Below are 14,595 nucleotides of genomic sequence, written 5' to 3'. Positions count from 1 at the left end.
GATTTTAAATTTTATAAGTTTAGAAATCAAGTTGCACACCAAGAACAAACTGACGGCAACTCGGATAATATGTACGTGAACCAGTAGCTCCCGGTGTCAATCCATTAGTTTGTATAGAAGAAGGATCTACCCCGCTGTAACGGGTAAAAGTGGCAAGATTCTTTGCAGTAAACGAAAATTTGACAGACTCAAGAAAACGAGATTTGACAGGCCATGTATATCCTAACGAAAGCATATCAAGTTTCACATAATCTCCTTTTTCCAAATAATAGTCAGTCACCACATTTTTACCTTTTATTTCTGCATTTTTTGTATATGCTTTTTGTAAGACATTTCCTGTAAAACTTTGAGTACCATAATAAAAATCATGTATATTGAAAATATCATAACCAAATGCACCACGAAAGAAAATGGAAAGGTCCCAATTACGCCAATGAAAATTGTGTGTCATCGATGCGGTAAACTTTGGAAGTCCATTACCAACAATTTGTTTGTCATCATTTGTTCCATTAGCGGCAGGTTTTATATTACCTTCCCGATCATAAATCATAAAATTACCGTTTTTATCAATACCAGCATACTTCCACATATAAAAGTTACCTATGCGTTCACCTGCAGAAATACGTTGTAAAGTATAGAGTGGATATGGATCGGAAGTCTCAACCATATCATAATAATCCTGTCCTACATAATCGGAGTTACTGAAATCAACAAACTTATTGTTCATCGTAGCTCCTACAACATCAATAGAATAATCAAAATCTTTCAATTGTATCGCACTTACATGAAGTTCAAACTCAAATCCTGAATTTTTCATTGTTCCCACATTAACAAAAGTTGTAGAATGCAGATATGGCGGGACAGGGACATTATAGTCTCCCAAAAGATCCTGCTGTTTACGATTATAATAATTGAAAGATCCGGAAATACGATTGTTTAATAGCGAAAAATCAATACCAATATTCCAGTTTTTTGCCTTTTCCCAGTGTAAGTCATTATTCACATTTTTACCAGGTCCCCACACTTGTAACCATTGTCCGTTATAATAGTAGTAACCAAAACTCGACATAGTACTGAGTGACCTATAGTTACCAAAATCCTGATTACCTGTTTCACCATAATCACCACGAATTTTCAGTTCATTAACCCAATTAATATTCTGCATGAATGATTCTTCCGATATGCGCCATCCGGCCGAAACAGCAGAGAAATTTCCCCATTTATGGTCCTTACCAAATTTTGAAGAACCTTCATGCCGTAGTGAAGCAGTTAACAAATAACGACCCTTCCAATCATAGCTAACACGGCCAAAGAAGGCTATCAACTTAGAATCTTCAGCCCATGAACCTACTCCCACATGACCTTCCTCCTTATCCCAATCACCAGTGCCAAGATTATTGGAACCGATACCATCATTTATAAAATCTTTATTCTCACCTGAGAGATTCTGATCTTTTATATACTGATAAGAGTAACCAAACATGGCTTTTACATTATGTCCGCAAAATGAGCCATTATAATTAGTAAGCCATTCTAGAATACGTTGAGACTGTTTTGCATATTTACGAGACCCCTCACCAGAATATCCCTGACCTATTGCTAATGTAGAAGTAGAAGGACGAAACCAAGAATCAAAATTCGATGACTCGTGTCCGGCAAACGTAATCTGTGTATTTAAAATATGCTCATTTTCAGAATCTTTCCACAATAAAGGTAATAAATTAAGTTTAGCAGTAGCATCATAATCTAAAAGTTTCGTTTCCGAAGTGTTCTCTTCAAGATTAATCAACTCAACAGGATTGTATCCAGCAGCTTGTCCCATAATTGCAGTATATTGTCCTGGATTATCTACATCCATAATAGGAGTCGTGGGATTAATTTCTAACGCATTACGAAATACATCCCAAGATGAATTTTTACGCTTAATAAGCCTTGGAACCACATTGGCTGTAAAAGTAAATAATCCGTTACGTGTTGTCTGTTGTATACCTGCTCTCGCACCATATTCCTCCCGTGACGAATACAGATCAACTCCATCAGCTTTACGATAATCTATCGATATGCGGTAATTATTTTTATCATTCCCACCACTAAGCGATAATGTATGCTGATGCATCCAACCCGTTCTCGTCACAGCATCCAACCAATCATCGTTTCCACCGAGATCATTACCATAACCACCCGGAATACGCAATGCTCGATATTGTTTAGCAGTAAGCATATCTAATTCATGATCTGCAACACTCGCTGAAATCGTTCCCATATAAGAAGTATGTATTTGTCCGTCACGTACTCCTTTTTTAGTTGTCACAAGAATCACCCCGTTAGAACCACGTGTTCCATAAATAGCAGCTGCAGCACCATCTTTAAGTATGTCAAAACTAGCAATATCATTAGGGTTGATATTCGTAAGATTTCCACCAGGAATTCCATCAATCACAATCAGAGGACCGGTTCCCGCACTTCTCGACGACACACCACGAATCTGAATACTAGCCTGATTGTTAGGATCAGCTGCACCGGTATTAGTAATTGATACACTTGGTATTTTACCTTGAATCATCATAGATACATCAAGAGAAGTAGATTTCAGAAAATCTTTCTCATTGATATGAGAAATTGAAGAAGTCAATTCTTTTTTATCCATGGTACCATAACCGATTACCACAACTTCATTAAGCTGTTCACTGTCCGATAATAACTTAATAGTGAGTTTCTTCATGCCATTAACTGAAATAGTCTGATTTCTATAACCGACATAACTGACTTCCAACACTGCTTCAGGCAAAATCCCAGTAAAAGAAAAGTTGCCATCCACATCCGTAATGCAACCTTTTGAGGCTACACCTTTTAATCTGACAGTCGCACCAATGAGCGGTTCATTGGTCTCCGCATCCACAACTGTCCCCGAAACATTGATCGTCTGAGCGAACAACATAGTTGTACAACTAGACATAATCAATAAGGTTAATAATAAAAATCTTGATAGTGAATTTTTCATGGATATGATATTAAATTAATTAAGATTAATAATTCTATCACAAAAATAGAATGCAATTATATAAGATAAAAATACAAAACTGATAATTAAGAAAAGTAAAACAGATAATAAGTTGATTTTCATCTTATTATCTGTTCTACTGATATAAAATTATTAAGGTCATATAAAGATTTTCCCAAAATATTATAATCTGACTTTATTCCTTATTCTTTGGGAATTGCCATAATGTAATCATCAAATTCCTCTTTAGGGACAAGTGTTTTAGCTTTAGTTTTGGCTTTATACACATATATCGTATTGGTAGACAAATTAAGATATTTAGCCACATCCGTCGGATTGTTAATACCAACACGCATCAGGGCAAAAATTCTTATTTCAGTAGACAATTCTCCAGAACTATCAATACTAACCTGATATTCTTTTGGAAATAACTTATTGTATTCATCGACAAAGTTAGGAAACAATTTCATAAAAGCTTTATCAAAAGCTGAAAACAACCGCTGCCATTCCTTTTTAACTCCCATATCATATAATAAATATTTAACTTCATCATACTTCTTATCATTTAACTTATGTATGGCAGTCTTACTCATTTCAGCAACCTCGTTTACATATTGATTGGCCTTGATAGATTCAATAATGTAACGATCCTTTATTTCATTCACTTCTTTCAGTTTCAAGTTCAGCTCAGAAAGTTGTTCATTTGATTTGTCGAGTTCTTCTGTCTTACTACGAATAGCCGCATTCGACTCACATAAACTTCTATTACGTTTCCTAATCTTGGCATACATTAAAAACAGAAGAAGAAGTAACAACCCAAATAATGAAATAGCATATATTAACACGGTTTTTGTATTATGGAGCCATATATAACGTGCATTTTCTATTGATGGAAGTACAGAATTGACCTCAATCTGGCGAATTCGTGAATTGTAGGTTTTAGCATCATCAAGGGCTAAATGAATATATCGACTTGCTCGACTAAGGTCACCACGTTGTTGCATTAATATAGCAAGGTCTTTAGCTGCCGTATTTTCCCTAGTTAACGAACGAATATCATAAATAACTGCAAGAGCTGCAAAATATATTGCAGAATCTACTTGCTCCACGCCTTTATATGTATTACTCAATATAGAATAGTTGATTGCCTTTTCATGATCATTCAAATGATGAACCGTAAGTAGTCGGCTGTGCCCGTCAATAGCTTCTCTCGGCAGATAATCCCATATCAGCTTTTTCTCAATAGCCGCATAATCATGCTCATAACTACCAATAGGAGTCAAAGATAAGATATTATCATAACATGCTTCCCTTGAATGAGCGTAACGCTCTCCCAACTTAGATTTACGACCTACATACGACTCCAAATTTTGAAACATACGTGCTTTTAAAATATAATAGTGTGGTAAAACTGCTTTGGGAATATCGGCAACCTTTATCAACTTATCCACCTCAGCGGCTTCCTTGAAGAAACCCACCGAAGTGTAACAATCAAGAAGAGCTATATATGCAAGAACGAGTTCTGACTGATTGTTGTTTTTAACAGCAATATCATACATCTTATCAGCATAGACATACACTGAATCAAACTGATAATTTCGATATTCGTTATACAGAATGCTACATAAATCAAAACGTGATTCTCCAATCGGTAGATTAGCCAATTTATTTTTAAGCAAAATCAACTGCTTTTCTTTTGCCATAATGTAACTGTGGCGATTGTCTATTTCAGTATCAAGTATAGACAATACCGAATCTATTTGTATAGGCGTTACTGCAGCAACTGGCATAATAACAAAACTAAATATCACACTTAATAAAGCAGACTTAACAACTTGACCATGTAGTAAATCTAAAATAGAATATGCATCCATATAAATATTTTTTAGGGAAATGGTTAACAGATTAATAAATAAGGATATTGCAAAATTATACAAATTCAGATATATACGCTAATTAGGAGGATAGTATTTAAAAAAAACGCCAAGCATTGCTTTGGTACATAAATGAGTATTATCCTTAATTCCGCAACACTTTTAAAATCATATAAATTAAAATACTGAGTAATAATGTATTACCCAGTATTTTGCCATGTCAGAAGATTCACTTAACTTAGTGTTGCAAAATAAAAATCAAACAAATCTTCATCAGGCATGGCTAAAGTACAAATAAAATCTGAACAAGTCACACCTTTTGGTGGAATATTTTCCATTATGGCACACGGCTTTTTCATTTAAGAAATATTGTTCATCGCTTGTTATTGCAGTAAAATTCCTTATATTCGTGCGCAGCGATGCGGAAGCACCGCCTTAGGTGTTTCTTCTTATCATTCATTTTTATTTTTTTTGTAGGCGGAATTCAATAAGATATGGTGTTAATATTGTCTTCCGCCTTTGTTTTTGCGATAGCAAAAATACGATTTATTTCATTGATATACAACTTTTTATACACAATACTACTAAAAAAGAAACACCTTGACTGTCTTCGTGGCAGCATCATGACTCATTTGAGAAAATTTGTATCCTCAGTCCCTGAATACCGCAGAACAAGCAGGGGAAACTTCAAACACAAACTTGAAGATATACTCATGCTCGTAATATTGGGCAGACTCAGCAAGTGTATTACCAGAGCTGAAATACTTCAATTTGGCAAACGTCACTTGAAACGCCTGCAGTCGAAAGGGTTATTTCCGTATGGGTTACCCTCAGAAACTACGCTCTGCCGTGTGTTTCAAAGCATCGACGATGAAAAGATGGCTGACCGGATGTCTGCTTTTGCAGAGGTTTTCCGCAAGGAAATATCCGCTTCGGCAACTGACATCATTTGTATTGATGGCAAGGCCATGCGAGGTACCTTGTACGAGAACGGACGCAACCCTAATATCGTCTCTGCATATTCACTCCGTTCGGGCTTTACTTTGGCTACTGATGTTTGCAAAGAGAAAAGTAATGAAATCAAATCCGTGCCCCGACTATTGGATAAACTAGACGTGTCAGGATGTGTCGTCACAGCAGATGCCATGTCATGCCAAAAGGGGATAATAGACAAGATTAGAGGTAAAGGAGGCGACTTCGTGATCGAACTCAAGGCGAATCAAAGATCTTTGCGCTATGGGCTTGAAGACTCTATAAAAGCCACCACCCCAACTGATATCTACAAGGAAGGTCCATACTTGGAACACGGCAGGATTGAGTCAAGGGTATGCCGTATATACCGTGGGGAAGAACTGATTGTCGACAGAGAAAAATGGAATGGCAATTTGACAGTTATAGAAATACTCACATCTACAGAGAAAAAGTCTGATGGCAAGACTACATCTGAACAGCGACTGTACATTTCAAGCCTGGATAGCAGTGCAGGGCGGCTTAGTCAGATAACCAAACAGCATTGGGCTATTGAAAGCATGCACTGGGATCTTGACCGAAACCTTCGGCAGGACAGCATAAAGCGTAAGGCTGAACGGGCGGCTGGAAACCTCGACACAATTCAAAGGATGGTATTGGCACTGATTGCTGTTTGGAAGAACAGAAGGAAAAAAATATCAGATAAGCGAAAAGGTACGGCTGAGATAACAAGGGAACTATCGGTAAGCTTCACTAAGGTGTTACATTTTCTGGCTCAAAAATGAGAAAAATTCAGATTTGATATATTTGTAAATTATTGATTATCAACAACTGGATTAGCTCCCATGCCGCACTGGCATGGGTAGGGAGATTATATCCCTAGATCAAAGCTTAAATGAAAAAGCCGTGTATTGTGATCTTCAATATTAGTATTGACTTGTATTTAGGAGAAAAATTGGAAGAATATTATTGTATACTATTCAATAAATCTGTCTTTCCTTCATTAATCAACTTCAAAATCAGCTCACCGAAAAGAGTATTCTGCCAAGCGAACCATGCACGGGTAAATTTCTTCGGATTATCCTTATGGAAAGATTCGTGCATAAAGCCTGTGTCGGCATCCGTATCCATCAGCATCTTGATACAGGTCTTGATTTCGGCATCATTCTGACTGGTAAAGGCTTTCATCATAATACTCATCGGCCACACCATGTCATAACCGATGTGCGGTCCGCCGATTCCTTCACCTACCTTGCCTTTAAAGAAGTAAGGATTGTCTTCGCTCCATACAAAGCGACGGGTGTTCTGATAAATCGGATCGTTCACATTCACATCGCCCAGATAAGGCATTGCAAGCAGGCTCGGCACGTTAGCATCGTCCATCAGGTAATGATTTCCAAAGCCGTCTACCTCGAAGGCATAGATTTTACCATATTTAGGATGATTATATACCGCGTATTTCTTCAAAGCTGTTTCTACTTCCTGCGCCAAATCTTTACATTCTTTAGACAAGGCTGTTTTCTTATTTACTTTCTCCAGAATCTCGGCAGCCTTACGCAAAGAAGACACTGCAAAGAAATTGGAAGGAACCAGAAATTGAAGAGTGGTGGCATCGTCCGAAGGACGGAAGCTGGAAACAATCAAACCGACAGGTTTCACCGGTGCTCCAAGGCCGTCATTGCTCACAGTATCCAGTGCACGTTCTGTTTTACGCTGGAATTTATAAGGGCCTACTCCTTCTTTACGTTGCTGTTCCTTGAAGGTTTTCAATACGTTAGCGATTGCCTGAATCCATTCTTCGTTGAATATGCTTGCATCTCCGGTAGTCTTCCAGTAGTGGTAAGCCAGACGCAACGGATAGCACAGGGAGTCGATTTCCCATTTACGTTCGTGCAATTCCGGTTTCATATCCGTAAGGTCGCTCATCCAGTGACCGTTAGGAATGGCGCCGTCATTAAACGCATTTGCATACGGGTCGATATTGATACATTTAAACTGGCGGAGGATCACTCCTGCCAGCATTTCTTTCAGTTCGGGGTCCGAATTAGCCAGTTGCACATAAGGCCATACCTGTGCACCGGAGTCGCGCAGCCACATGGCATGAATATCCCCCGTATATACGAACGTATCCGGTTTGCCATCACTTCCCTTACGGAAATGTACGGTAGTATCCAGGGTATTCGGGAAACAGTTGGCAAACATCCATGCCAGCTTCGCATTCTTCAGAAGCTTCTGTACACGGAGAATCTCCTTTTCCACTGCATTCGAACGGAATAGGCGGTTGGATATTTCAGGACGGTTATCTTTCTGAATGGCATCTGCCAGACATACATGCATTTCCGTCATACGGTTGGAGGCTTGTAGCTGGCCACCGCAGAGAAGCATACCCGCCAGCATACCTGCACTGATATATTTGATTTGTTTTTTCATGATTACTTCTTCTTTTTGAATTCATTAGAGAAAGAATAAGGGAAATCGGCCTCTTTCGTACCACGTTGCTGATTGGGTTTGGCATCCATCTTGAAAGAAATGGTGGCGCCATTCATCAGGTCCTGATGGGTCAGGTAGTTTTTGGTGTGTTCCTTACCGTTCAGCGTCATTGATGAAATGTAGCGCTTGTCATCTCCGTTATTTGGGGCGGAAATGGTTACTGTCTTTCCGTTTTCCAGATGCAGTTTCATCTCTTTGAAGTAAGGAGTACCCAAGACATACTCATCCGTACCGGGGCATACCGGATAGAATCCCATTGCCGAGAATACATACCAGGCAGAAGTCTGGCCGTTGTCCTCATCACCGCAATAACCGTCGGGAGCAGGAGTATAGAGTTTATCCATTACTTCACGAATCCAGTGCTGCGCTTTCCAGGGTTGACCGGAATAGTTGTACATATAAAGCATATGCTGGATCGGCTGGTTGCCATGTGCATAGTTGCCCATGTTCATAATCTGCATTTCACGGATTTCATGGATAACGGCTCTGTAATAGCTCTCATCGAATATCGGAGGCAGAATAAATACGGAATCCATCATCTGGTTGAAGCCGTCTTTACCACCCATCAGGTCGATCAGACCTTGAGGATCGTGGAATACCGACCAGGTGTAATGCCAGCTATTACCTTCCGTAAAGGCGTCTCCCCATTTCAACGGGTTGAACGGAGACTGGAAGGTGCCGTCTTCATTCTTGCCACGCATCAGTTTGTGTTCGGGGTCATACAGATTCTTATAGTTCATCGCTCTCTTTGCGAAGATTTCAATCTCTTTTTTCGGTTTCTTCAAGGCTTTGCCGAGTTGGTAGATACACCAGTCATCATAAGCATACTCCAGTGTGCGGGCTGCATTCTCGTTAATACCTACATTATAAGGCACATAACCCAGTTTATTATAATATTCATATCCCAGACGTCCGGTAGAACCCACTTTCGGATGCACTGCGTTTGCTCCATGTTTCACGGCTTCCCACAGGGTTTCGATGTCGTATCCTTTCAATCCTTTCAGGTAAGCGTCGGCAACTATGGAAGCGGAGTTGTTTCCAACCATACAACCTCTATGACCGGGGCTCGCCCATTCCGGCAGGAACCCGCTTTCTTTATAAGTGTTCACCAATCCTTCCTGCATCTTCGTATTCATGGATGGATACATCAGGTTGAGGAATGGGAAAAGACAACGGAATGTATCCCAGAAACCGGTGTCGGTAAACATATAGCCCGGAAGTACTTCACCGTTATAAGGGCTGTAGTGCATAACGTCTCCTTTGGCATCTATTTCATAGAAGCTTCTGGGGAACAATACCGAACGATACAGACAGGAGTAGAATGTACGCAAATGGTCGATATCATCGTCTTTCACTTCGATGCGTCCCAGTACGTCGTTCCATACCTTGCGGCCTTTCGCAGCAATCTGTTCAACGTTGTCCGTACCCAGTTCTTTCAGGTTCAGTTCAGCCTGTTCGGGGCTGATGAAAGAGGAAGCGACACGAACATTCACCTGTTCGCCCTTGCGGGTTTTGAAACCGATCAGTGCGCCGGCATGGTTGTCCGTCACTTCCAGTTTGTTGGTGTCAATCACACCACTGGCTACGGCAGCCGTATAAGTAAACGGTTTGTCGAATACCAGCACAAAGTAGTTTTTAAAGTTGGCAGGAACACCACCGCTATTTTTAGTAGTATAGCCGATAATCTTGTTCTCCGAAGGGATCACTTTCACAAACGAGCCTTTATCGAAGGCGTCTACCACTACATAAGAGTGGTCGTTTTCGGGGAAAGTGAAACGGAAAGCAGCCGCTCTCTCTGTCGGAGCAATCTCCGTCACTATATCATGGTCGGCGAGATATACCTTATAGTAATAAGGGGTAGCCGTTTCAGCTTTGTGAGAGAACCAACTGGCACGCTGGTCCTGATTGAATACTGCTTCACCGGTAACCGGCATGATAGCAAATTGACCGTAATCATTAATCCAAGGACTTGGCTGATGGGTTTGTTTGAATCCTCTGATCTTGTCAGCGTCATACGTATAGGCCCATCCATCGCCCATTTTACCAGTCTGCGGAACCCAAAAGTTCATTCCCCAGGGTAGCGCAATGGCGGGGTAAGTATTTCCGGTAGATAGTGCGTGCTTCGACTGCGTACCAACCAGCGGACTAACATAGCCCACTGGGCCGGTAATCAATGCACTAACATTAACAAGATATACAAAGCATAAACCCAATAGCAACAAATATTTTTTTCTCATCATATATTCTTCTTTTCTACCATCATTGCTTCGGAGTGGCCCCCATTTCAAAAACTAATTCACCACCAGCCATTATATCAGTGTACAAGATATAAGGTTTGGTATATTCACAGCCATTCAATGTAATTTTCCTTATATATTTATTTAGGATAGAATTATTTTTCGCGATAAGAACCAGTTTTCCTCCAGGTACAGTTATTTCAACTCTATCGAACAATGGAGTTCCGAACCAGTAACGGGCACTCGCCGGTTCTACCTGATAGAATCCCAATGCAGAAAGCACATACCATGCAGACATTTGACCGACGTCTTCATTACCACATAAACCATCCGGAGCTGCGTGATAAAGTGAAGTAAGTACTTCTCGGACACGGGCTGCAGTTTTCCAAGGCTGACCAAGCATAGAGTAAAGATAAAGAATATGATGTCCCGGTTCATTGCCATGAGCATATTGCCCTATCAATCCCGAAATATCGGGAGAGCCCCCCGCTCCCACTATTTCGCTTAACACAAACAATGAATCCAATTTTTCAATGCATTTATCACGACCTCCAAAACATTCTGACAGTCCACTTATGTCATGGGGAACTAACCATGTATATTGCCAAGCATTCCCCTCACAATAATCATCCGCTCTGTGTTGGGATGCGAATGGATCAAAAGGTGTCCGCCAATTTCCATTACTGTCTTTTCCACGGACAAATCCGGTTGATTCATCAAAATAATTACGGTACGAATGAGAACGTTCGGTGAAAAGACGATAGTCATCATCCTTTCCCAAATGATTGGCGGCAGCAGCGACAGCAGCATCCGCTATGGCATATTCCATATCGTAGGCAATAGCTTCCTGAAATAAATCACAAGGAATATAGCCATACTGCTTTCTAAGCGAACCACCACGTCCATCATGATTGGCCGTCATCTTTATAGCAGTGAAAGCACGTTCCATATCAATGCCTTTAAATCCCTTTACAATGGCATCTGCCACTACAGGTATAGCAGGATTCCCTACCATACAGTCCGTCTCATTCCCCCATAAGTGCCACACGGGTAGACGTCCTTGCTTATCATAAATATCCAGCATGGAATTGATAATATCCGGCATTCTGTCAGGGTGAAGAATAGTCATCAATGGCATTGCCGCACGATATGTATCCCATAGTGAAAATGTGGTATATGCGGTATTTGAAGAATTAACATCACTGTAAATGGAAGGAGCTACCATCGTATGATACAAAGCTGTATAAAATATCCGTAGATAACTTTTGCTTGCCGTATGAATACGTACTTTGCCAAGCTCCTCATTCCATGCAAGATTAGCAGCTGCCACAGTCTTGTCAAAATCCCATTCCGCAAGTTCCGCCAACAAATTTTTCTTTGCTCCTTCCGCTGATACCGGAGATAAAGCTATTTTCAGAAGAATCTGCTCTCCTTTTTCCGTAGAGAACGAAGCACGACCATATCTGCCACTGTTTCCATGTAAATCAAAACTAGTGAAAGGTTTAGAAAATTGAGCAGCGAAATAGACATACTGGTCGCTTGCCCAACCTGTTGATCTACGGTAACCCACCACCATATCTGTTCCTTCCACTGTCATAGATACCTCACGCACTTGGTCTGAACCGATACCGTTTTCCAAATCAATCACGATAGCTGCTTCCTGCGAATCGGGGAAAGTATAGCGATGAAAGCCTACACGCTTTGTGGCAGTAAGCTCTGCCAATACATTATAACGGAGTAAAGGGACAGAGTAATAACCCGGATGAGTAATTTCCTTACTACGGTCGGCATACGACCAAAGCCCTGACGTCTGGTCGCTCGCCTTACCACGGGCGTATGTCACGTCACCAATCACCGGCATGACAGTGATGTCTCCCAAATCCCCGGCTCCCGTTCCGCTCAAATGAGTATGTGAAAAACCTATCACTGTATTGTCAGAGTCATGATAGCCAGAACACCAATCCCAGTCCGTCGGTATACTTGTAGGGCCTAGTTGCACCATACTGAAAGGAACATTAGCTCCAACAAAAACATGACCATGTCCTCCACTACCGATTTTCGGATCAACGTATTGTGTCACTCCACCGGGGATTGCTTTCCATGCTTCACATTCTGCCAAATGGTTCATTTCAACCTCTGTATCCGGCAGTATAGTCAGTTCTTCTACCGACTTCGAGTCCGAACACGCAGCAAACGTCAGAATGGCGGCCATTATTATCTTATATGTTTTCAATCTTTCCATTTTTATCAAATTTCTTCTTTAGAAAGTTAATACAGGAGTGGGATCTTCTCCATAGTCCTTGTAACCTTCGCGGGCCGCTGATGCATCTTCGATGTCGTATATCCCGTAATAACCCTTACTATTGGTCACGTTTCTTTCCGTGCTTGTTCCCAAGTGTCGCCAATGATGACTATCCCTTCTCCATAATTCTGCATCGGAACATTCCTGAAGACGCTCTTTTATACCTATGTCATGCGCTTCGGCAACTGCTTCCATCTGCACTTTAGAACCCAGATACCATCCACTAGTTCCTTCGGGAGCCGTCCGAATAGTATAGTTTGTAGCCCGGTAGATATGTGTATAGTTATCATCAGACAAGGTGATACCTTTTAATTTCGCATGATTCAAGATCATTTTAGTATTTGCATAACCACACCAATCGTCAGGGTGTTCGTGCGTACCAATCAATTCTTTCCGATAGGTCTCCGTACACCATTCTTTGATAGAACCGAATTGAATACCAGAAGGATCGGCAGCAAATACATATCCATGAATCTCTGTCAATTTACCATCATAGTCACTGATATTGTCACCTTCTCCTGCCCCCACATGGAAAATAATTCCCGAACAGTCATTCTTATTTCCGATCAGATATTCGGAATAGGTATTATCTTTAAAATAAAAATCAAGGACATTAGGAGCCTTATTTTTCAGTTTCAAATTAGTATCCGAGTCAATGCCAGTCAAGGAGCAGCAAAAATAGCCTTCTTTCTCTGTCACTTTCAAATCCTCAGAAACAGCCCCTTCCACAACGAATGCTCCTCGACTACAAGGTTTCTTATCAACTGCAATTTTATACTTTACAGTGCACGCAGTCCCTACCCGATAGCACCCTTCGTCGAGAGATAAGACATTTCCCGCCTCATCGGACACTGTAATATCAGTGTAGCAATCATCCTGTTCGATAGATAGTTCCCACAAGACTTTTACTTGCCCCAGGTCATAGACATGATTAGAGAGTGTTGTTTCTTTGAAATCAGATAAATTTTTCGTCAGCTCCGTACCATTACTCATTCCTAACGTCAAAGTCACACCTTGTGAAAAGGTGACAGGAAGGATTACAATATTGTATACTCCTTTTTCCAATACAGTACCGTTGTTCTCAAGCGTAACCGTGCTTTTGCCATCAGTGACATTCTGCACCAACGGTTCATCGCCATCATTCCACCCGACAGTAAATTTACCTGCCAGTACTTCATTATTGTTACCTTTCAATGTGACAGACTTTATCCCAGCTTCTTTCAACTCAAATCTCAACAATGCGCATACATTCCTGAAAATAAAAGATTTCTTCTCCAAAGTCGTTCGGGATACCATGACACTAAGGTCTGTATCAAATCCATCCGCTACCGGTTTTTGAATATTCGGGAGCACGGTTGTGATATTCTTTCCATTCAGAGCGACATCCGCGTTGTATGGATACAGCGAGTAATATTCGGCAACTTCGTCCGCTTTTCCTGTGAAGGTCACCACTTCACCGCCCGAAGCGGTCATATATTCCTTGTTTTCATTTCCGTATAATACACTGATTCGGTCGCCTGCCACCCATTCTACCTTTGTACCATTTGTCAGTGTGGTCCTAGAGAGATTATTACCATTTTCAATGCCGTTCAAAGTAGCAGAAAAAGAAACTTCACCGGGAAGACCAGTATTATTCTCGATCTCCTTATTTGTTTCATCCGAGCAGGAAGCTGTCGCCATGGATACCATGGCGAACAGCAAATATTTCATATAGTTCTTCAT

The 14,595-nt window shown here is 40.8% G+C and carries 7 protein-coding genes; 1 reads left to right on the top strand and 6 read right to left on the bottom strand.

The features are described 5' to 3' along the window. Window positions 1-19: 19 nt before the first annotated feature. Both ACNOGP_RS04340 and ACNOGP_RS04335 read right to left on the bottom strand, forming a co-directional pair. Complete coding sequence (locus ACNOGP_RS04340; protein ID WP_418214161.1) at window positions 20-2,956, bottom strand: SusC/RagA family TonB-linked outer membrane protein; 2,937 nt, start codon at window positions 2,954-2,956, stop codon at window positions 20-22. A gap of 248 nt (window positions 2,957-3,204) precedes the next feature. Beyond that, window positions 3,205-4,875: a DUF6377 domain-containing protein gene (locus ACNOGP_RS04335; protein ID WP_418214160.1), complete on the bottom strand. Its 1,671-nt coding sequence runs from the start codon at window positions 4,873-4,875 to the stop codon at window positions 3,205-3,207. Between the two features lie 494 nt (window positions 4,876-5,369). Between ACNOGP_RS04335 and ACNOGP_RS04330 the strand changes: the two genes are divergently transcribed. Then, entirely contained in the window at window positions 5,370-6,629 is a 1,260-nt protein-coding gene (locus ACNOGP_RS04330) for an ISAs1 family transposase (protein ID WP_272719525.1), read from the top strand. A 181-nt stretch (window positions 6,630-6,810) separates the two neighbouring features. Here ACNOGP_RS04330 and ACNOGP_RS04325 read toward each other — a convergent pair whose 3' ends face one another. The 4 genes from ACNOGP_RS04325 to ACNOGP_RS04310 all read right to left on the bottom strand — a co-directional run bounded on the left by ACNOGP_RS04325 (window position 6,811) and on the right by ACNOGP_RS04310 (window position 14,595). Next, entirely contained in the window at window positions 6,811-8,229 is a 1,419-nt protein-coding gene (locus tag ACNOGP_RS04325; RefSeq protein WP_418214735.1) for a glycoside hydrolase family 125 protein, read from the bottom strand. 47 nt (window positions 8,230-8,276) lie between these two features. After that, on the bottom strand, window positions 8,277-10,571 hold the full coding sequence (locus tag ACNOGP_RS04320) for a GH92 family glycosyl hydrolase (protein WP_418214734.1): 2,295 nt from the start codon (window positions 10,569-10,571) through the stop codon (window positions 8,277-8,279). Window positions 10,572-10,593: 22 nt separating this feature from the next. After that, on the bottom strand, window positions 10,594-12,699 hold the full coding sequence (locus ACNOGP_RS04315; RefSeq protein WP_195532297.1) for a GH92 family glycosyl hydrolase: 2,106 nt from the start codon (window positions 12,697-12,699) through the stop codon (window positions 10,594-10,596). Between the two features lie 132 nt (window positions 12,700-12,831). Further along, window positions 12,832-14,595 (bottom strand): fimbrillin family protein, encoded by a 1,764-nt coding sequence (locus ACNOGP_RS04310; protein WP_418214159.1) that lies wholly within the window; start codon window positions 14,593-14,595, stop codon window positions 12,832-12,834.

Origin of the sequence: Bacteroides difficilis, from assembly GCF_048319815.1 — a bacterium.
In the GTDB taxonomy this organism is placed as follows: Bacteria; Bacteroidota; Bacteroidia; order Bacteroidales; family Bacteroidaceae; genus Bacteroides; species Bacteroides zhangwenhongii.
The sequence above is the reverse complement of the archived record's forward strand: the minus strand, read 5'-3'. Positions and strand labels throughout refer to the sequence as shown.